General features: G+C 68.6%; 26 protein-coding genes. 20 read left to right on the plus strand and 6 right to left on the minus strand.

The features are described from left to right. The first annotated feature begins 1 nt into the window (after position 1). The 13 genes from rpmD (at position 2) to ACH4UM_RS01175 (ending at position 9180) form a co-directional block, all read left to right on the plus strand. Positions 2 to 184 carry a 50S ribosomal protein L30 gene (gene rpmD / locus ACH4UM_RS01115; protein ID WP_009190145.1) on the plus strand — a complete coding sequence of 61 codons (183 nt, stop codon included), beginning with the start codon at positions 2 to 4 and terminating at the stop codon, positions 182 to 184. A gap of 2 nt (positions 185 to 186) precedes the next feature. Continuing rightward, positions 187 to 642 carry a 50S ribosomal protein L15 gene (gene rplO / locus ACH4UM_RS01120; protein WP_398172216.1) on the plus strand — a complete coding sequence of 152 codons (456 nt, stop codon included), beginning with the start codon at positions 187 to 189 and terminating at the stop codon, positions 640 to 642. A gap of 241 nt (positions 643 to 883) precedes the next feature. Next, positions 884 to 2197 carry a preprotein translocase subunit SecY gene (secY, locus tag ACH4UM_RS01125; protein WP_398172218.1) on the plus strand — a complete coding sequence of 438 codons (1314 nt, stop codon included), beginning with the start codon at positions 884 to 886 and terminating at the stop codon, positions 2195 to 2197. Continuing rightward, positions 2197 to 2859 (plus strand): adenylate kinase, encoded by a 663-nt coding sequence (locus tag ACH4UM_RS01130; RefSeq protein ID WP_398172220.1) that lies wholly within the window; start codon positions 2197 to 2199, stop codon positions 2857 to 2859. The genes secY and ACH4UM_RS01130 overlap by 1 nt, the downstream gene beginning before the upstream one ends. 153 nt (positions 2860 to 3012) lie before the next feature. Further along, entirely contained in the window at positions 3013 to 3849 is an 837-nt protein-coding gene (gene map, locus ACH4UM_RS01135; protein WP_398172222.1) for a type I methionyl aminopeptidase, read from the plus strand. Positions 3850 to 4035: 186 nt separating this feature from the next. After that, positions 4036 to 4257, plus strand: coding sequence for a translation initiation factor IF-1 (infA, locus tag ACH4UM_RS01140; protein ID WP_003948620.1), 222 nt, complete (start codon positions 4036 to 4038; stop codon positions 4255 to 4257). Positions 4258 to 4322: 65 nt separating this feature from the next. Further along, positions 4323 to 4436, plus strand: coding sequence for a 50S ribosomal protein L36 (rpmJ, locus tag ACH4UM_RS01145; RefSeq protein ID WP_003998809.1), 114 nt, complete (start codon positions 4323 to 4325; stop codon positions 4434 to 4436). A gap of 194 nt (positions 4437 to 4630) precedes the next feature. Next, positions 4631 to 5011 (plus strand): 30S ribosomal protein S13, encoded by a 381-nt coding sequence (rpsM, locus tag ACH4UM_RS01150; RefSeq protein ID WP_189703407.1) that lies wholly within the window; start codon positions 4631 to 4633, stop codon positions 5009 to 5011. 69 nt (positions 5012 to 5080) lie between these two features. Further along, positions 5081 to 5485 (plus strand): 30S ribosomal protein S11, encoded by a 405-nt coding sequence (gene rpsK, locus ACH4UM_RS01155; RefSeq protein ID WP_003956432.1) that lies wholly within the window; start codon positions 5081 to 5083, stop codon positions 5483 to 5485. Positions 5486 to 5635: 150 nt separating this feature from the next. Beyond that, positions 5636 to 6658 (plus strand): DNA-directed RNA polymerase subunit alpha, encoded by a 1023-nt coding sequence (locus tag ACH4UM_RS01160; protein WP_003966937.1) that lies wholly within the window; start codon positions 5636 to 5638, stop codon positions 6656 to 6658. Positions 6659 to 6774: 116 nt separating this feature from the next. Further along, complete coding sequence (gene rplQ / locus ACH4UM_RS01165; protein ID WP_398172224.1) at positions 6775 to 7269, plus strand: 50S ribosomal protein L17; 495 nt, start codon at positions 6775 to 6777, stop codon at positions 7267 to 7269. A 76-nt stretch (positions 7270 to 7345) separates the two neighbouring features. Then, entirely contained in the window at positions 7346 to 8200 is an 855-nt protein-coding gene (gene truA / locus ACH4UM_RS01170) for a tRNA pseudouridine(38-40) synthase TruA (RefSeq protein ID WP_398172226.1), read from the plus strand. Between the two features lie 221 nt (positions 8201 to 8421). Beyond that, positions 8422 to 9180, plus strand: coding sequence for a polyprenol monophosphomannose synthase (locus ACH4UM_RS01175; protein WP_398172228.1), 759 nt, complete (start codon positions 8422 to 8424; stop codon positions 9178 to 9180). A gap of 58 nt (positions 9181 to 9238) precedes the next feature. Here the strand turns inward: ACH4UM_RS01175 and ACH4UM_RS01180 are convergent, their stop codons facing one another. Further along, the gene (locus ACH4UM_RS01180) at positions 9239 to 10117 is read right to left on the minus strand and encodes a hypothetical protein (RefSeq protein WP_398172230.1); all 879 of its coding nucleotides are present in this window, start codon (positions 10115 to 10117) and stop codon (positions 9239 to 9241) included. A 424-nt stretch (positions 10118 to 10541) separates the two neighbouring features. Here ACH4UM_RS01180 and rplM point away from each other — a divergent pair, with 424 nt between their 5' ends. The 3 genes from rplM to glmM all read left to right on the plus strand — a co-directional run bounded on the left by rplM (position 10542) and on the right by glmM (position 13146). Next, a complete protein-coding gene (rplM, locus tag ACH4UM_RS01185; RefSeq protein WP_030173943.1) occupies positions 10542 to 10985 on the plus strand; it encodes a 50S ribosomal protein L13 in 444 nt (147 codons plus the stop codon). A 42-nt stretch (positions 10986 to 11027) separates the two neighbouring features. After that, positions 11028 to 11540, plus strand: a complete 513-nt coding sequence (gene rpsI / locus ACH4UM_RS01190; RefSeq protein WP_030173946.1) for a 30S ribosomal protein S9 — start codon at positions 11028 to 11030, stop codon at positions 11538 to 11540. Between the two features lie 247 nt (positions 11541 to 11787). Then, positions 11788 to 13146, plus strand: coding sequence for a phosphoglucosamine mutase (gene glmM / locus ACH4UM_RS01195; protein WP_398172232.1), 1359 nt, complete (start codon positions 11788 to 11790; stop codon positions 13144 to 13146). Here glmM and ACH4UM_RS01200 read toward each other — a convergent pair. The 3 genes from ACH4UM_RS01200 to ACH4UM_RS01210 all read right to left on the minus strand — a co-directional run bounded on the left by ACH4UM_RS01200 (position 13143) and on the right by ACH4UM_RS01210 (position 15584). Further along, the gene (locus ACH4UM_RS01200; RefSeq protein ID WP_398172234.1) at positions 13143 to 14102 is read right to left on the minus strand and encodes a DUF389 domain-containing protein; all 960 of its coding nucleotides are present in this window, start codon (positions 14100 to 14102) and stop codon (positions 13143 to 13145) included. The two genes, glmM and ACH4UM_RS01200, sit on opposite strands and share 4 nt — an antisense overlap. 59 nt (positions 14103 to 14161) lie before the next feature. Further along, positions 14162 to 15130 carry a type I pantothenate kinase gene (coaA, locus tag ACH4UM_RS01205; RefSeq protein ID WP_398173540.1) on the minus strand — a complete coding sequence of 323 codons (969 nt, stop codon included), beginning with the start codon at positions 15128 to 15130 and terminating at the stop codon, positions 14162 to 14164. Positions 15131 to 15455: 325 nt separating this feature from the next. Beyond that, on the minus strand, positions 15456 to 15584 hold the full coding sequence (locus tag ACH4UM_RS01210) for a hypothetical protein (RefSeq protein WP_398172236.1): 129 nt from the start codon (positions 15582 to 15584) through the stop codon (positions 15456 to 15458). Between the two features lie 219 nt (positions 15585 to 15803). Between ACH4UM_RS01210 and ACH4UM_RS01215 the strand changes: the two genes are divergently transcribed. Beyond that, positions 15804 to 16586 (plus strand): hypothetical protein, encoded by a 783-nt coding sequence (locus ACH4UM_RS01215; RefSeq protein ID WP_398172238.1) that lies wholly within the window; start codon positions 15804 to 15806, stop codon positions 16584 to 16586. 115 nt (positions 16587 to 16701) lie between these two features. Then, on the plus strand, positions 16702 to 18549 hold the full coding sequence (glmS, locus tag ACH4UM_RS01220) for a glutamine--fructose-6-phosphate transaminase (isomerizing) (RefSeq protein WP_398172240.1): 1848 nt from the start codon (positions 16702 to 16704) through the stop codon (positions 18547 to 18549). A gap of 96 nt (positions 18550 to 18645) precedes the next feature. Here the strand turns inward: glmS and ACH4UM_RS01225 are convergent, their stop codons facing one another. Both ACH4UM_RS01225 and ACH4UM_RS01230 read right to left on the minus strand, forming a co-directional pair. Then, entirely contained in the window at positions 18646 to 19890 is a 1245-nt protein-coding gene (locus tag ACH4UM_RS01225; RefSeq protein WP_398172242.1) for a hypothetical protein, read from the minus strand. Between the two features lie 228 nt (positions 19891 to 20118). Further along, complete coding sequence (locus ACH4UM_RS01230; protein WP_398172244.1) at positions 20119 to 20319, minus strand: DUF397 domain-containing protein; 201 nt, start codon at positions 20317 to 20319, stop codon at positions 20119 to 20121. Positions 20320 to 20570: 251 nt separating this feature from the next. Between ACH4UM_RS01230 and haaT the strand changes: the two genes are divergently transcribed. Next, complete coding sequence (haaT, locus tag ACH4UM_RS01235; protein ID WP_398172246.1) at positions 20571 to 23351, plus strand: cyclophane-containing RiPP biosynthesis TPR protein HaaT; 2781 nt, start codon at positions 20571 to 20573, stop codon at positions 23349 to 23351. A 127-nt stretch (positions 23352 to 23478) separates the two neighbouring features. Continuing rightward, complete coding sequence (haaA, locus tag ACH4UM_RS01240; protein ID WP_398172248.1) at positions 23479 to 23670, plus strand: HaaA family cyclophane-containing RiPP peptide; 192 nt, start codon at positions 23479 to 23481, stop codon at positions 23668 to 23670.

The following is a 23670-nucleotide window of genomic DNA, read 5'->3' on the forward strand; positions in this document are numbered from 1 at the left end:
CGTGGCGCAGCTCAAGATCACGCAGACGAAGTCCTACATCGGCAGCAAGCAGAACCACCGCGACACCCTGCGTTCCCTGGGCCTCAAGCGCCTGGGTGACGTGGTCGTCAAGGAGGACCGCCCCGAGTTCCGCGGAATGGTGCACACCGTCCGCCACCTCGTGACGGTCGAGGAGGTCGACTGATCATGGCGGAGCAGAACCCGCTGAAGATCCACAACCTCCGTCCCGCCCCGGGCGCCAAGACCGCCAAGACCCGTGTCGGTCGTGGTGAGGCGTCGAAGGGTAAGACGGCCGGTCGTGGTACCAAGGGCACGAAGGCCCGCTACCAGGTTCCGGAGCGCTTCGAGGGTGGCCAGATGCCGCTGCACATGCGCCTCCCGAAGCTGAAGGGCTTCAAGAACCCGTTCAAGACCGAGTACCAGGTCGTCAACCTCGACAAGCTGGCCGCGCTCTACCCGCAGGGTGGCGAGGTCACGGTCCAGGACCTGGTGGCCAAGGGTGCCGTTCGCAAGAACGCCCTGGTCAAGGTCCTCGGCCAGGGCGAGGTCTCCGTGGCGCTGCAGGTGACGGTCGACGCCGTCTCCGGCTCCGCCAAGGAGAAGATCACCGCCGCCGGCGGTTCCGTCACCGAACTCGTCTGATCCTTTCGGACGTCTCGATGACCTGAACGATCCCAACCGGGGATACCCACAAATGGGGTATCCCCGGTTGGTCGTTCCAAGGGGGGCGGTGTCGCCGGTAAGGTGGCCTGCACTGTCCACTTTCATGGGCGCCGCATCACGGGCACCCGGAGCGGCAGTCGATCGTTCTACTAGTCGTTGTTCTGTTGGACCTCAAGACCGTCACCCTTGACGCAGTTGCGCGGGGGTCGCAGGAGGCACCGTGCTCACCGCGTTCGCCCGGGCGTTCAGGACGCCCGACCTGCGCAAGAAGCTGCTCTTCACGCTCGGCATCATCGTGGTGTACCGGGTCGGTACGCACATCCCGATCCCGGGCGTCAACTACAAGGCCGTCCAGCAGTGTGTTACCGAGGCCTCCGGCAACCAGGGGCTCTTCGGACTGGTCAACATGTTCAGCGGCGGCGCGCTGTTGCAGATCACCGTCTTCGCGCTCGGGATCATGCCGTACATCACGGCGAGCATCATCCTGCAGCTGCTGACCGTGGTGATCCCGCGCCTGGAGGCCCTCAAGAAGGAGGGCCAGGCCGGCACCGCGAAGATCACCCAGTACACCCGTTACCTGACGGTGGCGCTCGCCATCCTGCAGGGCACCGGCCTGGTGGCCACCGCCCGCAGCGGCGCCCTGTTCAACGGGTGCACCGTCGCCGGCAGCATCGTGCCGGACCGGGCGATCTTCTCCACCATCACCATGGTCATCTGCATGACCGCCGGTACGGCCGTCGTCATGTGGCTCGGTGAGCTCATCACCGACCGCGGCATCGGCAACGGCATGTCGATCCTGATGTTCATCTCGATCGCCGCGACCTTCCCGTCCGCGCTGTGGGCCATCAAGAAGCAGGGCACCCTGGCCGGCGGCTGGATCGAGTTCGGAACCGTCATCCTGGTCGGCCTGGTCATGGTCGGTCTGGTCGTCTTCGTCGAGCAGGCCCAGCGCCGTATTCCGGTGCAGTACGCGAAGCGCATGATCGGCCGCCGGTCCTATGGCGGTACGTCCACGTACATCCCGCTCAAGGTGAACCAGGCCGGTGTGATTCCGGTCATCTTCGCCTCTTCGCTGCTCTACATTCCGGCACTGGTCGCGCAGTTCGCCGGGGGCAATGCGGGCTGGAAGACGTGGGTCACCCAGAATCTGACCAAGGGTGATCACCCGATTTACATCAGTCTGTACTTCTTGCTCATCGTTTTCTTCGCGTTCTTCTACGTGGCGATCTCCTTCAACCCCGAGGAAGTCGCGGACAACATGAAGAAGTATGGTGGCTTCATCCCGGGCATCCGGGCTGGCCGACCGACCGCTGAGTACCTGTCGTACGTGCTCAACCGGATCACCTGGCCGGGTTCGCTGTACCTGGGTCTGATCGCTCTCGTGCCAACAATGGCGTTGGTCGGGTTCGGCGCAAGCCAGAACTTCCCCTTCGGCGGGACCAGCATCCTGATCATCGTGGGTGTCGGCCTCGAGACGGTGAAGCAGATCGAGAGCCAGCTCCAGCAGCGCAATTACGAAGGGTTCCTCCGCTGATGCGAATCGTCCTCGTCGGGCCGCCGGGCGCCGGTAAGGGAACGCAGGCTGTGCGCCTTGCCGAGAAACTGCGCATCCCGCACATCTCCACGGGCGACCTGTTCCGAGCCAACATCAGCCAGCAGACGGAGCTCGGCAAGCTCGCGAAGTCCTACATGGACGCCGGCAACCTGGTGCCCGACGAGGTCACCATCGCCATGGCCAAGGACCGCATGGAGCAGCCCGACGCCGAGAACGGTTTCCTGCTGGACGGTTTCCCGCGCAATGTCTCGCAGGCCGAGGCGCTGGACGAGCTGCTCGAGGGCGAGAACATCAAGCTCGACGCGGTACTGGACCTGGAGGTCCCGGAGGAAGAGGTCGTCAAGCGGATCGCCGGCCGGAGGATCTGCCGCAAGGACTCCAGCCACGTCTTCCACGTGACGTACAGCCCGCCGAAGAAGGAGGGCGTCTGCGACGTCTGCGGCGGTGAGCTGTACCAGCGGGACGACGACTCCGAGGACACCGTGCGCAAGCGGCTCGAGGTCTACCACAGCCAGACCGAGCCGATCATCGACTACTACAAGTCGCAGGGCCTGGTCCGGACGATCTCGTCCCTGGGTCCGGTGGACGAGATCACGCGGCGGGCGCTGGATGCGCTGAAGCGCGAGGACGCGACGAAGTAGTTCTGCTACGTCGGTTGCAGCCGCGGTTCCCTCGGGAAGGGGCCGCGGCTGCGCTGTGGGGGCGGGTGCAGGCCCCCGTATGGTTGAGAGGGTCCGTCCCCCTCCGGAGAATTCCGGAGAGTCCCCTTCCGGTCCAGAAAGGTTCCCGCCCCCATGGTGCAGATCAAGTCCCCCGAGCAGATCGCCACGATGCGTGCGGCGGGACTGGTCGTCGCCGCCATTCACGCGGCCACCCGGGAGGCTGCCGTGCCCGGGGCGACCACCAAGGATCTGGACGAGGTGGCGCGCAAGGTGCTCGCCGAGCACAACGCGAAGCCGAACTTCCTCGGCTACGGCGGCTTCCCGGCGACGATCTGCACGTCCGTCAACGAGGTCGTGGTCCACGGCATCCCCTCGGAGGACGTCGTCCTCAAGGACGGGGACATCATCTCCATCGACTGCGGCGCGATCATCGACGGCTGGCACGGTGACGCCGCGTACACCGCGTTCGTCGGGTCCGGTCACGCCCCGGAGCTGATCGAGCTCTCCCGGGTGACCGAGGAGTCGATGTGGGCCGGCATCGCGGCCATGAAGCAGGGCAACCGGCTGGTCGACATCTCCCGGGCCGTCGAGACGTACATCCGCCGCCAGCCCAAGCCGGGCGGCGGCCGCTACGGCATCATCGAGGACTACGGCGGCCACGGCATCGGCACCGAGATGCACATGGACCCGCACCTGCTGAACTACGTCGACCGCCGGCGCGGCAAGGGCCCGAAGCTGGTCCCCGGGTTCTGCCTGGCCATCGAGCCGATGGTCTCCCTGGGGACCCCGAAGACCCGGGTCCTGGAGGACGACTGGACCGTCATCACGACGGACGGCACCTGGTCATCGCACTGGGAGCACTCCGTCGCCCTGACCGAGCAGGGGCCGCTGGTCCTGACGGCCCCCGACGGCGGCAGGGCGAAGCTCGCCGAGTACGGCATCACCGCGGCGCCGGACCCGCTGGCCTGACGGCGTCGCAGTCGTCCCGGCCCCCCTTGCATAAGGATCTCCCTCCTGGGGCAGACTTCCCCGATTCGTCTTTCAGGGTGCGCTGACGTAGACTGACTCGTCGGCTCTCGTGCATCCGCATGCCTGCATGCCCCCGCAAGGGACGCAACGGGAGTCGATCAAGGTAGTCGATTCGAAGGGCGAAGCGTGGCCAAGAAGCAAGGTGCCATCGAGATCGAGGGCACTGTCGTCGAGTCTCTGCCGAACGCCATGTTCAAGGTCGAGCTCCAGAACGGCCACCAGGTCCTGGCACACATCAGCGGCAAGATGCGCATGCACTACATCCGCATCCTCCCTGACGACCGGGTCGTGGTGGAGTTGTCTCCGTACGACCTGACGCGTGGCCGGATCGTCTACCGGTACAAGTAGATCTTGCCCACGCTCCGCGTTCCCCGCGGGGCCGCCGGCAACTGACCCGGAGAACCTCACATCCCATGAAGGTCAAGCCGAGCGTCAAGAAGATCTGCGACAAGTGCAGGGTGATCCGCCGTCACGGGCGGGTCATGGTCATCTGCGAGAACCCGCGCCACAAGCAGCGCCAGGGCTGACGCAGGACCGGACCCTCTGCTTCGATCGCAGAGATTCGCGCGACGCGAGCTGAATATGTTCATACGCAGGGCCCGGACGGACACGACTCCGTCTGACACCCCCGGTTCGGAGGCCGGGGACCCAGTTCGTACCTGGTACGGCGGCTGGGATCCGGTTCTGCGGAAGACCTCCGAAGATCAACTGGAGCCATTGAATGGCACGCGTTTCCGGTGTTGACATCCCGCGCGAAAAGCGCGTGGAGGTCGCCCTCACCTATGTGTTCGGCATCGGCCGGACCCTGTCCCAGCAGACGCTGGCTGCCACCGGCATCGACCCGAACACCCGTGTTCGCGACCTCTCCGAGGAGCAGCTCGTCGCGATCCGCGAGTACGTCGACAACAACATCAAGACCGAGGGTGACCTCCGTCGCGAGATCCAGGCCGACATCCGCCGCAAGGTCGAGATCGGCTGCTACCAGGGTCTGCGGCACCGCCGCGGTCTGCCCGTCCGCGGTCAGCGCACCAGCACCAACGCTCGCACCCGCAAGGGTCCGCGTCGCGCCATCGCCGGCAAGAAGAAGCCGGGCAAGAAGTAGTCCGCAGCGACACTCGCCGTCCAGCGGTCTTCGCTGTAGGACCGACCACCTCCCGTAGGAGTTTTCGACATGCCCCCCAAGGGACGTCAGGGCGCTGCCAAGAAGGTGCGCCGCAAGGAAAAGAAGAACGTCGCTCACGGCCACGCGCACATCAAGAGCACGTTCAACAACACCATCGTTTCGATCACCGACCCGTCCGGCAACGTGATCTCCTGGGCCTCCGCCGGCCACGTCGGCTTCAAGGGCTCCCGGAAGTCCACGCCGTTCGCCGCGCAGATGGCCGCCGAGTCGGCCGCCCGCCGTGCCCAGGAGCACGGCATGCGCAAGGTCGACGTGTTCGTGAAGGGTCCGGGTTCCGGTCGTGAGACCGCCATCCGTTCGCTTCAGGCGACGGGTCTCGAGGTCGGGTCCATCCAGGACGTCACCCCGACCCCGCACAACGGCTGCCGCCCGCCGAAGCGCCGTCGCGTCTGACGCACGGCCGCTTCGCAGGCCGGTTTCGGGCGGTACGGCGCCTCGCGGGTGCCGTACCGCCCGTACCCTTGCAGTACCCGCACCCCGCTGGGTGCGGTTCCGTCGGACGTCATATAGCGGGCGTCCACGAAAGAAGGATCTGATCCACACATGCTGATCGCTCAGCGTCCCTCGTTGACCGAAGAGGTCGTCGACGAGTTCCGCTCCCGGTTCGTGATCGAGCCGCTGGAGCCGGGCTTCGGCTACACCCTCGGCAACTCCCTCCGCCGCACCCTGCTGTCGTCGATCCCCGGTGCCGCTGTCACCAGCATCCGCATCGACGGCGTCCTGCACGAGTTCACCACCGTGCCGGGCGTCAAGGAGGACGTCACCGACCTGATCCTCAACATCAAGCAGCTGGTCGTCTCCTCGGAGCACGACGAGCCGGTCGTGATGTACCTGCGCAAGCAGGGCCCGGGTCTGGTCACCGCCGCCGACATCGCGCCCCCGGCCGGTGTCGAGGTGCACAACCCCGACCTGGTCCTCGCCACGCTCAACGGCAAGGGCAAGCTGGAGATGGAGCTGACCGTCGAGCGCGGTCGCGGCTATGTCTCCGCCGTGCAGAACAAGCAGGTGGGCCAGGAGATCGGCCGTATCCCGGTCGACTCCATCTACAGCCCCGTGCTGAAGGTCACGTACAAGGTCGAGGCCACGCGTGTCGAGCAGCGCACCGACTTCGACAAGCTGATCGTCGACGTCGAGACCAAGCAGGCCATGCGCCCCCGCGACGCCATGGCGTCCGCCGGTAAGACGCTGGTCGAGCTGTTCGGTCTCGCCCGCGAGCTGAACATCGACGCCGAGGGCATCGACATGGGTCCGTCCCCGACGGACGCCGCCCTGGCCGCCGACCTCGCGCTGCCGATCGAGGAGCTGGAGCTCACGGTCCGCTCCTACAACTGCCTCAAGCGTGAGGGCATCCACTCCGTGGGTGAGCTCGTCGCCCGCTCCGAGGCCGACCTCCTCGACATCCGCAACTTCGGTGCGAAGTCGATCGACGAGGTCAAGGCGAAGCTGGCCGGCATGGGCCTGGCCCTCAAGGACAGCCCGCCCGGATTCGACCCCACGGCCGCTGCCGACGCCTTCGGCGCCGACGACGACGCGGACGCGGGTTTCGTGGAGACCGAGCAGTACTGATCGGTACCACTTCCGGGGGCCTCGCGCAGGCCCCCGGATCTCCGACGGGCGACCGCCCGCTCGGATACTGACCCCGGTACCTGACACGGCCGGGGCAGACGACTAGGAGAAGAACAATGCCGAAGCCCACCAAGGGTGCCCGTCTGGGCGGCAGCGCCGCGCACGAGAAGCTGCTCCTCGCGAACCTCGCGAAGTCGCTGTTCGAGCACGGCCGTATCACCACCACCGAGGCGAAGGCCCGCCGCCTGCGCCCGTACGCCGAGCGTCTGATCACCAAGGCGAAGAAGGGCGACCTTCACAACCGCCGCCAGGTGCTCCAGGTCATCACGGACAAGGGCATCGTCCACACGCTCTTCACCGAGATCGGCCCGCGTTACGAGAACCGTCCGGGTGGCTACACGCGCATCACCAAGATCGGCAACCGCCGTGGCGACAACGCGCCCATGGCTGTCATCGAGCTGGTCGAGGCGCTGACGGTGCAGCAGAAGGCCGTGGGTGAGGCCGAGGCCGCCACCAAGCGTGCGGTCAAGGAGGCGGACGAGGCCAAGGTCGAGGAGACCAAGGCCGAGGACGCCACCGAGGCTGCGGCCGAGGAGTCGAAGGACGCCTGAGGCTCTGCCTTGCGCTGAGCGGGTCCGTCTCCCTTGTGGGGGCGGGCCCGTTTCGCGTTGCTGAGAGGATCTAGGGGTGAGTGACGAAGTACAGCCCGGTCATGTCCGTGTCCGCCTCGACCTGTCCTACGACGGCACCGGCTTCCACGGCTGGGCCAAGCAGGCCGGCGGGAAGCGGACCGTGCAGGGGGAGATCGAGGACGCGCTGCGCACGGTCACGCGGTCGGGACAGACGTACGAGCTGACCGTGGCCGGGCGGACCGACGCCGGGGTGCACGCGCGTGGGCAGGTGGCCCATGTGGATCTGCCCGGGCAGGTCTGGCGCGAGCACCACGAGAAGCTGCTCAAGCGGCTCGCCGGGCGGCTGCCCAGGGACGTGCGGGTGTGGGCGCTCAGGGAGGCGCCCAGCGGCTTCAACGCCCGTTTCTCCGCCGTCTGGCGCCGCTACGCCTACCGGGTCACCGACAACCCCGGCGGGGTCGACCCGCTGCTGCGCGGCCATGTCCTGTGGCACGACTGGCCGCTCGACGTCGACGCCATGAACGAGGCCGCCCGCGGGCTGCTGGGCGAGCACGACTTCGCCGCCTACTGCAAGAGGCGCGAGGGCGCGACCACCATCCGTACCCTCCAGGAGCTGAGCCTTGAGCGGGGCGCCGACGGGATCGTCACCGCCACCGTCCGCGCCGACGCGTTCTGCCACAACATGGTCCGCTCGCTCATCGGGGCGCTGCTGTTCGTCGGGGACGGGCACCGCGGGCCCGACTGGCCCGCGAAGGTGCTGGCCGCGGGCGTACGGGACTCCGCAGTGCACGTCGTACGGCCGCACGGGCTGACGCTGGAGGAGGTCGGCTATCCGGCCGACGAACTGCTGGCCGCGCGCAGCAGGGAGGCACGCAACAAGCGCTCGCTGCCGCCGGCCGGCTGCTGCTGAGGAGGCGCCGGGGTCACCGCGTGTCACGGTGCGGTCGCGGGCCGACGGAACGCGCGGTACCGATCTTCCGTCGTACGGCAGGGGGGCTTACGGCGGTGCACCGTCCGCGGTTCGCGGACGGCCCAGCCGTACTCGACGGGACCGCCGGACGACGGCGGGCCGGTGGTTCAGGGCGCCGGGCAGGACCGCGCCGGCAGGGGAGACCGAGGAGAGATGACGGGATGACGGACCGGGCGGCACACGGGGACGACATACGGGTCACCGTGGTGATGCCGACGTACAACGAGGCGGCGAACCTGCCGCGGATGGCCGAGGCGGTGCTGGGGCTGCCGCTGGGCGGGCTGCGTCTGAAGGTCGTCGACGACTCCAGCCCGGACGGCACCGGGCGGATCGCCGAGGAGCTCGCCGAGAAGTACAACGCGGCCGGGCAGGACCGGATGAGCGTGCTGCACCGCACCGAGAAGGACGGGCTGGGGCGGGCGTACACGGCGGGCATGACCGCCGCGCTGGAGGAGGGCGCGGCGTACGTCGTGCAGATGGACGCCGACGGCAGCCACCCGGTGGAGGCCGTGCCGCGGATGCTGGACACGGCGCTCGCCTCCGGCGCCGGGCTGGTGGTCGGCAGCCGGTACGTGACCGGGGGCTCACTGGACGAGGACTGGGGCGCGCACCGGGTGCTGCTGTCCCGCTTCGCCAACGCCTACGCGCGCACCGTGCTCGGCACGGAGATCAACGACATCACCGCGGGCTTCAACCTGTGGTCGGCGGCCACCCTGAGGGAGGTGGACCTGTCCACGCTGGACAGCGCGGGCTACAGCTTCCAGGTGGAGCTGAAGTACCGGGCCGTCCGCGCGGGGCACCGGGCCGTCGAGATCCCGATCCGCTTCGGGGAGCGCACCGAGGGTGTCTCGAAGATGACCCTGCGTACGCAGCTGGAGTCGGCGGTGGTGCCGATCAGGCTGCGGCTGAGGCGCCGGTAGGGCGCGGCGCAGACAGGGACGGAGGACAGGGACGGAGGACAGGGACGGGGGCGGCCGTCTACTGGGCGGCGGCCGAGGCCTGGGCCTCGCCACGCCGGCGGATCTGCCGGAACGCGAACTCGGCGAGGTCGTCACCGGTCCGGAAGACCTTGGTGTCCCTGGTCGTCACGTCCCGGTCGCCGGGGAAGCCGCTGAGGGTGAAGTAGGCGTAACGGCCGAGGGTGTTGGTGGTGGAGCGGCAGACGGCGCCGTTGCAGAAGGCCTTCACGCCACCGCCGGAGAGCGGCTTGACGATGCTCTTCTTGTCGGCCTGGCCCTTGGCCCCGGTGGCCTGCGCCTCGGTGTCGAAGACGGCGACGCCGACGGTCACCGCGATGCCGCCCTGGGTGTAGGTCACTCGCATCAGACGGGTGCAGCCGTTGGCGGTGAGGACCTTGCCGAGCGTGCCCTGGGCGGCCGAGGCGCAGTTCTTGGTGTCGGCCGTCGGGCCCTTCTTGTACACGGTGTCGCCCATGGTCAGCTGGGTGCCGGGAAAGAGCGTGTCCGGGCTGAGCGGGGCCGTGTCCTTCTTCACGCTGGATATGAAGTCCTTCGGGTCCAGCGGGGGCGGGGCACTGGTGGGCGCGAAGGACGGGGCGGTGGCGGAGCCGCTCGGCAGGGCCGCGGTGGAGGGCAGCTGAGAGGTCGGACGGCCCGACGCGTCATTGCTGCCGTTCGCCGAGACCACGGCCATGGCCACGGCAGCGCCGACCCCGACGGTGGCCAGCACACCACCGCCGACGAACAGCAGCCGGCGCCGCTTGTTGCGCGTCTCCGACGCCTCGGCGAGCGCGGCCCAGTCCGGAGTCTGACCGCTGCTCCCACTGCTCCACGGCTGCTGAGAATTCGGTTTCCAGGGATCCCACTGGGACTGCGAGCCCCCCTGCCCATAACTCATGGGGCGCATCTTAGACGGGGGTTGGGGGGTGCTGACGCGCCCGCGGTGGGCGGGCGGGGGCCCTTCGGTGCAGGCCGGTACAAAGCGACCGCGGTCCTCATCCCGGCGCCGGCGCGCATCGACGGGCCGTCCGGGGACGGCGGCCCCCGGGGCCGGCCGTCCCGTACCCCTACACTGGGTACAGAACACCCGGGACCGGCGCAGGCAACCCCGTTTTGACCCCTGGAGGGCCGCGCGGGTATCCTGCATGTTCGTTGTGTATTGGCTTGGCTCTTCTCACGGACCCGGCCCTTACACCGGTCCACCGGGCCGATGACCAGCGACCAGCACGCGGTTTGCGTCACCGCAGTGCGGTCAGGGCTGTCGTGATCGTCTTCGGTGACCTTGTCAGGACCATTCACTGAAGAAGCGAAGGCTACGAACCGTGCGTACGTACAGCCCCAAGCCCGGCGACATCACGCGCCAGTGGCACGTCATTGACGCCCAGGACGTCGTCCTGGGCCGCCTGGCGTCCACCGCCGCCACCCTTCTGCGGGGCAAGCACAAGCCGATCTACGCGCCGCACGTCGACGCTGGTGACTTCGTCATCATCATCAACGCCGACAAGGTGCACCTCTCCGGCAACAAGCGGACCCAGAAGATGGCGTACCGCCACTCCGGCTACCCGGGTGGTCTGCGCTCCGTCCGTTACGACGAGCTGCTCGACAAGAACCCCGAGAAGGCCATCGAGAAGGCCGTCAAGGGCATGCTCCCCAAGAACTCCCTTGGCCGTCAGATGCTCTCGAAGCTGAAGGTCTACAAGGGTGACCAGCACCCGCACGGCGCCCAGCAGCCGGTGCCGTTCGAGATCACCCAGGTCGCGCAGTAAGTCCGGCCACCCCCTAAGACTGAAGAGAATCTGAGGAGAATCGTGGCCGAGACCACTGCCGAGCAGCCGCTCGAAGAGCTTGACATCGACAGCTACACCACCGAGTCCGAGGTTCCCGTCGAGGGCGAGTACACCTCGGAGTCCCTGGCCTCCCGCTTCGGCGAGCCGCAGCCGGCCGCCGGCCTGGGCCGCCGCAAGAACGCCATCGCCCGCGTCCGGATCGTCCCGGGCTCCGGCAAGTGGAAGATCAACGGTCGCACCCTCGAGGACTACTTCCCGAACAAGGTGCACCAGCAGGAAGTCAACGAGCCCTTCAAGGTGCTCGAGCTCGAGGGCCGTTACGACGTCATCGCCCGCATCGCCGGTGGCGGCGTCTCCGGCCAGGCCGGTGCCCTCCGCCTCGGTGTCGCCCGCGCCCTGAACGAGGCCGACGTGGACAACAACCGCGGTCCGCTGAAGAAGGCCGGCTTCCTCCGCCGCGACGACCGTGCGGTCGAGCGCAAGAAGGCCGGTCTGAAGAAGGCCCGCAAGGCCCCGCAGTACAGCAAGCGCTAATCAGCAGCTGCCTGCTCGTACTCCGAACGCCCCGGCGGCACGCCACTGTGCCGTCGGGGCATTCGTATATCACAGGACTTGGGCGTATAACGGCACAAGGCGCTCAGAGGCCGGTGTGATGGGATGCTCGGGCAATGCTTTGCCTGGGATGCGGGAGCCGCAGGCGCGTCGAGAACATCAAACCCAGTGAACACGCGCTGAACGCATCGGCACGGCTTATCGAACTGACGCTTTCTCTGGAGGACAAGTGGGACGACTCTTCGGCACGGACGGCGTGCGTGGCGTCGCCAACGCGGACCTGACCGCCGAGATGGCGCTCGGCCTCTCCGTCGCCGCGGCGCACGTACTGGCCGAGGCGGGCACCTTCGAGGGGCATCGGCCCGTGGCCGTGGTCGGACGGGACCCGCGCGCGTCCGGGGAGTTCCTGGAGGCCGCCGTGGTGGCCGGCCTGGCGAGCGCGGGCGTGGACGTGCTGCGCGTGGGCGTGCTGCCGACGCCGGCGGTGGCCCACCTCACCGGCGCGCTCGGCGCCGACCTCGGTGTGATGCTGTCGGCCAGCCACAACGCCATGCCCGACAACGGCATCAAGTTCTTCGCCCGGGGTGGTCACAAACTGGCCGACGAGCTGGAGGACCGGATCGAGACCGTCTACGAGGAGCACCGCACCGGCGCTCCCTGGGACCGTCCGACGGGCGCCGGTGTGGGCCGCGTACGCGACTACGACGATGGCCTCGACCGGTACGTCGGTCACCTCCTCGGCGTCCTGCCGAACCGTCTCGACGGAATGAAGATCGTCCTCGACGAGGCGCACGGCGCGGCCTCCAAGGTCTCCCCGGAGGCCTTCACGCGTGCCGGTGCCGAGGTCGTCACCATCGGCGCCGAGCCGGACGGCCTCAACATCAACGACGGCTGCGGCTCGACGCACCTGGAGCAGGTCAAGGCCGCCGTCGTCGAGCACGGCGCCGACCTCGGCATCGCGCACGACGGCGACGCCGACCGCTGCCTGGCCGTGGACCACACCGGCGAGGAGGTCGACGGCGACCAGATCCTGTCCGTACTCGCGCTGGCGATGCGGGAGCGTTCCGCACTGCGCTCCGACACCGTCGTCGCGACCGTGATGTCGAATCTGGGCTTCAAGCTGGCGATGGAGCGCGAGGGCATCCACCTCGTGCAGACCGCCGTCGGCGACCGCTACGTCCTGGAGGAGATGAAGGAGAAGGGCTTCGCCCTCGGCGGCGAGCAGTCCGGCCACGTCATCATCCTCGACCACGCCACCACCGGCGACGGCACCCTGACCGGCCTGCTGCTGGCCGCCCGGGTCGCCGAGACCGGCCGTACGCTGCGGGACCTGGCGTCGGTGATGGAGCGCCTGCCGCAGGTCCTGATCAACGTCCCGGACGTGGACAAGTCCCGGGTGAAGACCTCCGCCGACCTGGCCGCCGCGGTCGCCGAGGCGGAGCGGGAGCTGGGAGAGACCGGGCGGGTGCTGTTGCGTTCCTCGGGCACCGAGCCGCTGGTCCGCGTGATGGTCGAGGCCGCGGACATCGACCAGGCCCGCTCGGTGGCGGGCCGGCTGGCCGACGCGGTGAAGTCGGCGCTCGGCTAACCGAGTTCCACAGCACGCTGAGTCTGCCGGGCACGCTCGCGCTGCCGGGCCCAGAACCACTTCTGGGCGAGCAGCGTGAGCGTGCCGGCCAGGACGATGCCGAGCAGGTTCAGCAGAAGCTGCTCGGTGGATCCCCAGGTCTGCCGCATGTCACCGTAGGCGAGCGCCACGGCCGCGTTGGCGGCGGCCGGGACGGTGGTCACCGAGATGGCGACGCCGACCAGGGCGCCGGACTTGGCCGAGGTCAGGGAGAGCGTGCCGGCGGCTCCGGCGAGGACCGCCACGACGAAGGAGAACCAGTCCGGGGCGTAGACGAAGTTCGTGTTGGGGCGCGCGCTCTCCAGTTTCGCCTTGCTGAACAGACCGACGGCGTCCATGAACAGGCTGAAGCCCGCCGTCACCGCCATCGCCAGCGCGAAGCCCGCCAGCAGCGCGATCAGTGACCGCAGCGCCAGCCGTGGGGCCCGCTGCACCAGCGCGGTGCTCACCCCGGCCAGCGGTCCGAACTCCGGCCCCACGGCCATCGCCCCGACGATCAGGATGGCGTTGTCCAGCAGCACACCGCAGGCGGCGATCATGGTGGCCAGCGTGATGAACGCGAGGTAGGTGACCGACAGCGTCGACTCCTCGTGCGTGGCGTCCGTCAGGTGCTCCCACAGCACCGCGTCCGCGCCCTCTCCCGGTGCCTCCTCCTCGGCCTTCTCGGCCCGCCTGGACAGCGACAGGTCGATGTTCCCGACGGCGATGGAGCCGGTGCGGTCGATCCCCAACTCCTGCAGGCCGGTGAGGAGTTCGTCGCCGGCCTCGCGTGCGACGTCGCACATCACCACGTCACCGGCCGGATTGCGGGCCGCGCCCCGCAGCACGACGAGATGCGTGGTGCCCACCGTCTCCTCGATCAGACTCACCACGTCGTCGGTGCGCTCGGCGGGGGCGATCAGTCGCAGATGCAGCATGGAGGGCAGCGTAGACGGCCGTGGCGGTGCGGGTCCGTGGCGGTGCGGGACCGTGCAGGTCAGAGCTTGCGCAGGCTCAGTCGCTGCACCTTGTGGTCCTGGCCCTTGCGCAGCACGAGCGTGGCCCGGCCGCGGGTGGGGGCGATGTTCTCGACCAGGTTGGGCTTGTTGATCGTCCGCCACATGGTGCGGGCGTAGTCGAGGGCGTCCTCCTCGGAGACCTGGGTGTACTTGCGGAAGTACGAGGACGGGTCCTGGAAGGCCGTCGCGCGCAGCTTGCGGAACCGGTTGAGGTACCACTGCTCGATGTCCTCGGTGCGGGCGTCGACGTACACGCTGAAGTCGAAGTAGTCGGCGAGACCGACCCGGGTGCGGCCGTCCTTGCCGGGCAGGGCCGGCTGGAGGACGTTGAGCCCCTCCACGATCAGGATGTCCGGGCGGCGGACGGTGAGCTTGTCGCCGGACACGATGTCGTAGATCAGGTGCGAGTAGACGGGGGCCGTGACCTCGCCCCTCCCCGCCTTGATGTCGGCGACGAACCGGGTCAGCGCCCGCCGGTCGTACGACTCCGGGAACCCTTTGCGGGACATCAGCCCCCGGGCCTGAAGCTCCCGCGTGGGCAGCAGGAAACCGTCCGTCGTCACCAGCTCGACCCGCGGATGCTCGGGCCAGCGGGACAGCAGCGCCTGGAGAAGACGCGCGACGGTCGACTTGCCCACGGCGACGGACCCCGCCACCCCTATCACGAACGGTGTCCCCGACTGGGACCCCTGCTCCCCGAGAAAGGTGTTCAGCGCGCTGCGCAGCCCGTCCGTGGCGCCGACGTAGAGGTTGAGCAGCCGGGACAGCGGCAGGTAGATGTCCCGCACCTCGTCGAGGTCGATGACGTCACCCAGACCGCGCAGTCGCTCGACCTCTTCGGCACTGAGCGGCAACGGCGTCTTGTCGCGCAGCGCGCTCCACTCGGTACGGGTGAGGTCGACGTAGGGAGTCGCCTCCGGCCGCTGCCGGTGGGCGCTCCGGGGCATCGAGGGGACCGGAGAGATCACATTCCATTGTTAACGGAGTTTGAACGGGACGGCGGGTGGGGTGCGTCACGTGTGCGCCCGGCGCACCGGCAGTGCCGCAGGGGAGGGCGGAATCAGGCTCGCCCTCCCCTGCGCTGTAGGGGCTCGGGTGCCGCACAATCCATGCGGATCCTGTTCCGGTCGTCGGGACAGGGACCGCCGCGAAGGGCTCGGATCAGTCGGCCAAGGCGGCCTCCTCGACGGCCTTCACCAGGCCGTTCGCGAGGTCGAAAGCGTTCTCGCGTTCAAAAAGGAGATGACATCCCTTCCAGGGAAGGCGTGGTGGTCAGGGCCGCTGCGGTTCGACCAGCGCGGCCTCGACAGCCTCACCCGTCATCTCGATCACCATGGCGTCCTCCCGCATGCCCGCCGACAGATGCGCATATACGTCGGCGCATGGCTGGTTTTCGTTCATGGAACGCCGGCCGGCCACCCGTGCCGATCCGACCGGACCGGTGGTGGCCTCCTGGCCCGGTCGGGCCGGACCGGTGGTGGGCGCCTTTCGAAGATCACGCCGGTGTCACGGTCGGATACCGGGTGGTCGTTTGGTGATCATCTGTGTGTCCGCTGTGCCTAAAGTGCGGGCAAAGCACTGGGAAAGCCATTGCTGATCCGAAGAGAAGGTAGCGCTTCCTTGAGACCCACCGTCGTGCGCCGCACCGCCCTCGCCGCGTCCGCCGCCACCCTCGCCCTGCTCGCCACCGCCTGTGGCGGCTCGTCCGACGGCGGGGACAAGGGGGGCGACGGCAAGACGGCGCAGGCGGACAAGACCGCCTCCGCCGCCCCGGCCAAGGCGCTCACCGCCGCCGAGTTGGAGAAGGCCGCCCTCACCCAGGCCGACGTCAAGAGCGGCAAGCTGGGCAAGGTCGCGGCGAAGGACGACATCGCGCAGGACGAGGCGAAGGCGGACGACCCGGCCTGTGCGCCGCTCGCCCACCTCCAGGTCGGCAGCTACGTCGGCAAGCCCTCCGCCTCGGTGAAGCGGAGCTGGGTGGGCGACCCGAAGAAGCCCGCGGCAGGTGCGAGCGCCGAGGCGAAGCTGATGGCCGGTCTCGACCGGTCGAAGGTGATCGAGACGCTCGCCTCCTACGAGAGCGGCGGCGCCGAGCAGGCGATGAAGGATCTGAAGACGGCCGCGCAGAAGTGCGCAGGCGGCTTCTCCTACACCGTGACGGGCACCAAGAACCAGTACGAGAAGGTCGTCACCGCGCAGGCGCCCGGCGGGGCGGACGACGCGCTCGCCCTGACGCTGACCATGGAGGCCGACGGCGTCAAGGCCCCGGTGAAGGCCGTCGTCGTCCGCAAGGGCGCCACCCTCGCCTACTTCCCGGCGATCAACCTCGCCGCCGCCGCCACCGGAAAGGACTTCGACTTCCCGGCGGAGCTGGTCCAGGCGCAGCTCGGCAAACTCGGCTGACCGGGCTCCTTGTTCCCGTCCCCACCGGGGTGTTGGCTCGCACCCCGGTGGGAATTTCCGATTTCGGGCACGGAGAGGCCGCTTTCGGTGGGCGTCGGCCCGTAGGCTGCCGCCCATGTGCGGAATCGTGGGATACGTGGGGTCACAGTCGGCGCTCGAGGTCGTGATGGCCGGGCTGAAGCGGCTGGAGTACCGGGGTTACGACTCGGCGGGCGTCGCCGTGCTCGCGGACGGCGGGCTGGCGGCGGCGAAGAAGGCCGGGAAGCTGGTCAACCTGGAGAAGGAGCTGGTCGACCGGCCGCTGCCGGCCGGTTCCACGGGCATCGGGCACACCCGCTGGGCCACGCACGGCGGCCCGACCGACGCCAACGCCCACCCGCATCTCGACAACGCGGGGCGGGTCGCCGTCGTCCACAACGGCATCATCGAGAACTTCGCCGCGCTGCGGGCCGAACTGGCCGAGCGCGGCCACGAGCTGACCTCCGAGACCGACACCGAGGTCGTCGCCCACCTGCTCGCCGAGGAGTTCTCCTCGTGCGCCGACCTCGCCGAGGCCATGCGGCTGGTGTGCCGGCGGCTGGAGGGCGCGTTCACGCTGGTCGCCGTGCACGCCGACGACCCCGACGTCGTCGTGGGCGCCCGCCGCAACTCCCCGCTGGTCGTGGGCGTCGGCGAGGGCGAGGCCTTTCTCGCCTCGGACGTCGCCGCGTTCATCGCCCACACCCGCTCCGCGATCGAGCTGGGCCAGGACCAGGTCGTGGAACTGCGCCGCGACGGTGTGACGGTCACCGGTTTCGACGGCCGTCCCGCCGAGGTCCGCTCCTACAACGTCGACTGGGACGCGGCCGCCGCCGAGAAGGGCGGCTACGACTACTTCATGCTCAAGGAGATCGCCGAACAGCCCAAGGCGGTCGCCGACACCCTGCTGGGCCGTATCGACGCGGGCGGTTCGCTGACGCTGGACGAGGTCCGCATCTCCGCCTCCGAACTGCGCGAGATGGACAAGGTCGTCATCGTCGCCTGCGGTACGGCCTTCCACGCGGGCCTGATCGCCAAGTACGCCATCGAGCACTGGACCCGCATCCCCTGCGAGGTCGAACTCGCCAGCGAGTTCCGCTACCGCGACCCGATCCTCGACCAGCAGACCCTGGTCATCGCCATCTCCCAGTCCGGCGAGACCATGGACACGCTGATGGCGCTGCGCCACGCCCGCGAGCAGGGCTCCAAGGTGCTGGCCATCTGCAACACCAACGGCTCCACCATCCCGCGCGAGTCGGACGCCGTCCTCTACACCCACGCCGGCCCCGAGGTCGCGGTCGCCTCCACCAAGGCGTTCCTGACCCAGCTGGTGGCCTGCTATCTGGTCGCCCTGTACCTCGGCCAGGTCCGCGGCACCAAGTGGGGCGACGAGATCCAGGACGTCATCCGCGACCTGTCGCAGATCGCGGGCTCGGTCGAGCAGGTCCTCAAGACCATGGAGCCGGTACGGGAGCTGGCCCGTTCCCTGGCCGACAAGAACACCGTGCTGTTCCTGGGCCGCCACGTGGGCTATCCGGTCGCCCTCGAAGGCGCCCTGAAGCTCAAGGAGCTGGCGTACATGCACGCCGAGGGCTTCGCCGCGGGCGAGCTGAAGCACGGCCCGATCGCGTTGATCGACGAGGACCTCCCGGTCGTCGTGGTCGTCCCCTCCCCGCGCGGCCGGTCCATCCTCCACGACAAGATCGTCTCCAACATCCAGGAGATCCGCGCGAGGGGTGCCCGCACGATCGTCATCGCGGAGGAGGGCGACGAGGCGGTCGTCCCGTACGCCGACCACCTCGTCCGGATCCCGGTCACCCCGACCCTGCTCCAGCCCCTGGTCGCCACGGTGCCGCTCCAGGTCTTCGCCTGCGAGCTGGCCACGGCGCGGGGCAACGAGGTTGACCAGCCACGCAACCTCGCCAAGTCGGTCACGGTGGAGTAGTTCTCACGCAGTGCGTCCGGTGCGCCGCCGGGAGTCCGGTCCGGCGTCCTGACGAGGACGTCGGAAACGGAAGGATCCCGGCGGCCGCCGGAGGCGTCAGGGACAGGCCGGCCGGTTCACCCCGTACAGGAACCGCTGGTGGATGCCCTGGTGTTCGGTGAGGGTCCACAGCTGGTTGGCCGAGCGGAGCCAGTAGAGGTCCTGCAGACCTCGGCCGCCGAGCTGCGACCTCGGCGTCCTGTTGCCCGTCGTGTTGGCCCGGACCAGGTCGCGATTGCCGCCCCCACCACCGGTGTTGAAGTAGTAGCAGCCCCGCGAGAAGGCACCCTGGACGTAGCGGACGGGCTGGTGCCACGCGATGTACGGATGGATGGTGCCCTGGAAGCGGGTCATCGCGGAGTCCGTCCAGCGGGCCACGCGGCCGACGCTGTTCCTGCGGAATTCGCTGGTCAGGAACGCCACGCTCCCTGAGGGGGCGCGCTCCAGCGACATGGAGTCGTAGCGGGTGCCGGCTCCCGTGTTGCTCCATCGGCCGATCTCGGGCAGCAGGTAGTGGTACCCGCGCCCGCAGTACTTGCCGTTCTGGAGTCCGGTCGGGCAGTTGGGACTGATGTTCCCCTTCGGGTTGTTGGCGAGCTGCAGCAGGTTGTCGGTGTCGAAGACACGCACCCCACCCTCGTTGGCGGTGACGAAGACGTAGTGCTGGTACCAGACGATGCCGCCCGCGTGGACGGTCACATCGCTGTAGCCGGTCCCCGTACTGTTCGGCACCACGAGCAGCACGTGGATGTACTTGTTGCTGGTACTGGCGCGGTCGAGAAAGCTCAGCCGGGTGCCTGTGTCCGAAGGAAGTGGCCTCTCACCGCCCGCGTGCCAGGAGAAGGCGATGGCCCGGTGCCCGTCCACCGTGCCGGCTCCCGGCTGGGCGTCCTCGGTGCCGCTGACCCCTTGCGGGGTCCAGTTGGAGTTGTTGGCGTCGTCGCTCTGCAGGCAGTAGTAGGCGACCGCATGCGCGCCGGCCAGGGCACTGCCTTTCGCCCTGACCTGAGCCCTGCAGCGGGCGTTGTTCTGCGTGTGGGCCTGACGGTTGGCCGCGTCCAGCATGGACCCCACCGTGACCCGGTTACCGCCCGGGTTCACGGCCGTCCTCAGCGATCGGGCCTGTGTGATCCGGTCGTGGTCGGTGGCCCACTGGAGCGCGAATGCGCTCGCGTCGGCAGCGGTCATCGGCACCGGGGGCGGATTGGGGGCGGCGGCTGCGGGTGCGGCTGCGGGTACGGCTGCGGGTACGGCTGCGGTGAGCATGCCGAGCACAGCCAGGAAGAGCGCTGCGCCGGGCACACAGCGACGCCTGGGAACTCTCATGACCTCTCCGAGGGCAGGGGGAAGGAAGCGCGGAGGCGCCCTGCCGCCCATGACTGACGGCGACGGTGGCTCACCGGCAAGACGGTGATTCCCCCCCCACCCCGGGAGAGGCATGTAGATGATCAGAAAATCACTCCGACGGCACGGCGAGAAGGTGTTCGGGTGACACCCAAAAGGCTCACCGTCCGGGCCGCGGATGCGTCTTCAGGGCCTGTCCGGCGAGTGGGTCTTCAGCGCGTCGAGGAACGCGATGAAGGACGTGGCGAGGAAGGAGAGGGTGGCCCTGGCCGGGGCTTTTGAGTCGCGGATGGCTATTCGGGGGTGCACGTTCGCGATCTCCGCGCGGGCATTGCCGTCGCCGCTGCCAGAGTAGGACGACTTCCGCCAGTTCTCCCGGGTCGTCATGGAGGTGCCTCCTCGTTACTTCATGAATCTGGAAACGCTCTGCAAATGGCTGATATGAGGTGCTGTCTGGCGCAGAGCCGACCTTGACCCGGGTTCGCGAGTGCTGATGCGCTTGCTGGCGGTGAGGAGTCGAGTCCGGGGGTCTGCATGTTCGTTATGTGTCTGCGTACGCTGCTTTTACTTGATGGTTGCCGGAGAGCGAAAGGAGCACTACCGCCTCACTCCTCGTCCGGCAATGCGGAGCCCCACGCATGAGGATCCGGCGTGGCGGGACGATCGCCGTAGTCGCTGGCGGCGGAGCAGTCACCACGATGCTCGTGGGCCTGGTCACGAACACGGTGTCGGCACAGTCGCATTGGCCTTCCTGGCTGGGGTGGTTACAGGAACACCCCTGGCTGTCCTTCGTCATACTGGGTGTCGCTACGGCCACTCTGACGGCGCTGCTCGCTGCGCTGGGTGATCAACATGAGCCGGGGCAGAGTTCCGCGCCGACCGGGCGTATGGGCGACGGGTCGGGGCCGCCTGGCGCTGCCCTCGTACTGCGTTCGCTGCCGCGCGACACCACGGCGTTCACAGATCGATCCGCCGAACTCGAGTCGCTGGTGCGCTCCGTTCGTTCCGCACAGGACACTGGTGAAGTCCTGCCGGTACACGTCATCGACGGCATGCCCGGAGTGGGCAAGACCACCTTCGCCGTTCACGCCGGACATGTCCTCGCCGAGAGCTTCCCGGACGGCCAGCTCTTCGTGAACCTGAATGGGCACACGCCGGGGCGCAGCCCCGTTCAGCCCACCGAGGCCCTTGCCTCGCTCCTCGCGGCCGCGGGTGTGCCGACCCAGCAGATTCCGGTCGGTGATGACGTGGGAGCGATCACCGAGGCGCGGGCGGCCATGTGGCGCAGTCGGCTCGCGGACAAGAAGGCGCTGCTCATCCTCGACAACGCGGCCAGCTACCGTCAGTTGGAACCTTTGCTTCCGGGCGGACGTGGTTGTCTCGTGCTGGTGACCAGCCGCAATCGACTGGCCGCACATGAGGAGGTCGTGCTGCCGGTGGAAGCGCTGCCCCCGGATCACGCGGTCGACCTGTTCGTACGGCTCAGTGGGCGGCCGACGCACTCGTTCGACCGGGACGTGCTGGAAGAGCTGACCCGGTTGTGCGGGTATCTCCCGCTGGGAGTGTCGTTGCTCGCGGCACGGCTGCGCCACCATCCGTCCTGGACCGCGGACGCTCTGCGCGAGAGGCTGGTGGCGACCCGGCACCGGCTGGGCGAACTGCGCGCAGGCGACCGTGCCATGGCCGCGACCTTCGATCTCTCCTACCGGGATCTTGGGCCCGAGCAACAGCGCTTCTTCCGGCGGCTCGGCTGTTATCCCGGAACGGATCTCGACACGTACGCCGGGGCGGCTCTCGGAGAGGTATCCGTGCCGATCGCAGGCGAGCAGCTCGACTTGCTCTACGACGCCCACTTGATCGACGAACACCCCGGCAACCGCTACCGGCTTCACGACCTCCTACGCCACTACGCCCGCGGTCTCGCTGACGAAGGAGACGGCATGGAACACGTACAGGCAGTCCGCCGTGTGTGCACCTACTACCTTGCCGCGCTCGCCGTCGCGAACGAGTACATCGTCCGCAGCGGTGCAGGCCTGCCCCCGCGCCCGCATGGTGCCGCACAGGTGCGGACCCCGGTCATGGGGTCCCGTACGGCGGCACTGGGCTGGCTGGAGAACGAACGGGCCAACGTACTGGCGTGTATTCGCCGGGCGAACGAGCTCGCTCTGTACGACCTCGTGGTCCAGCTGGCCGCGGCAATGGCTCCCTTCCTACGGCAGGCCGGACCCTGGGACCAGGCCGTGGGATTGCATCGGACCGCCGCCGAAGCCGCCCGGCAAACCGGTGACCAGCGAGCCCTCGCCGACGCGCTCGCCGAGCTGGGCGTCGTACGGCGCTTCATGGCTGCATACCCCGAGGCCACCCAGATCCTGAACCAGGCAGTCACGGAGTACGAAGCCGTCGGGGACCGGCGCGGCAAGGCGGATGCTCTCAATCAGGCGGGCATCGTCTGGTACCTGACCGCCGACAATGACGCATCGGCCCGCGCCCAGAGCGATGCCCTTGCCCTCTATCGCGAGGTCGGCGACCGGCTCGGGCAGGCCAACGCGCTGGCGGACCTCGGTATGGTGCGGCGCCAGACCAGTGATTTCTCCGCGGCTGTCGAGGCCCAGTCCGAGGCGCTGTCGATCTACCGTGAGCTCGGTGACCGGTACGGAGAGGCCAACTCTCTGCGGGATCTGGGTGTCGTGCACTGCCTCATGGGGGAGTACGAACTGGCCATGGGGCGGCACCAGGAGGCGTTCACCATCTACCGGGAGCTCGATGACCGGGTCCACCAGGCATACGCCCTGAATGAGTTGGGCGTCGTGCGGCGTCTCACCGGAGATTTCGACGGGGCCAGGGACGCCCATGCTCAGGCACTCGAGCATTACACGGAACTGGGCGAGCGCTTCGGGCGTGCGAACAGCATCCGTCACCTCGGCGTGCTGGATCTCCTGGGGGGCGATGTGACGGCGGCGGTCCGGATACTGGAGGAGGCGCTGGATACGTATCTCGGACTCGGTAGCCGGGGAGGTGAGGCCGCTTCACTCGCCGCGCTCGGTGTCGCCCGCGGAGCCGGCGGTGACCGGAATGGCGCCGTCGAGGCGTTCCGTCGAAGCCTTCAGATCCACCGGGCACTGGGTGATCGTTGTGGTGAGTCAGAAGTGCTCAATCACTGGGGAGACCTCCTGCAGGCGGTCGGTGAACCGGAGGACGCGCGCGGGCACTTCGATCAGGCCCTCGGGCTGGCACGGCGCATCCGCTGTCCGTTGGAGCAGGCCCGGGCTCTGGAGGGGATCGGACGCTGCGACTGGGTGATCGAAGGACCGGCTCAGGCGGAGGCGCCGCTGCGTGAAGCGGCCACCGTGTACCGGCAGCTGGGTCTGAGCGCGGCGGCGGACGGCATCGAGCGGCTACTGGTGTCACATGCGGGATGAGCCGGCACCTGGCCAGTTTCCCTGTGTCGCAGTGAGCGACCGGGCTGCTACGTTGAGCGAATTGTCGCTTCAACCACCACCGTCGCACCGTGCCGTTCCCCGGTACGTTCATCACGAGGAGCGTTGAATGCCGTCACACAGCTCCCGCCCCGCGCCAGCCACGATGGCCCGGACAGGCCAGGAAACGACGCAGGGCAATGTGGTGCTGGACCGTGTCGCCGCCCGGGTACGGCAGCGGCGCGCGGCAGAGAAGGCCGCCGCGAACCATGTCGGCGACGGCGCCCACGCGGCCTCTCTCATCTGGCCCTGGCCGCTGTGA

Origin of the sequence: Streptomyces sp. NPDC020801, from assembly GCF_044334385.1 — a bacterium.
Classification (GTDB): Bacteria; Actinomycetota; Actinomycetes; order Streptomycetales; family Streptomycetaceae; genus Streptomyces.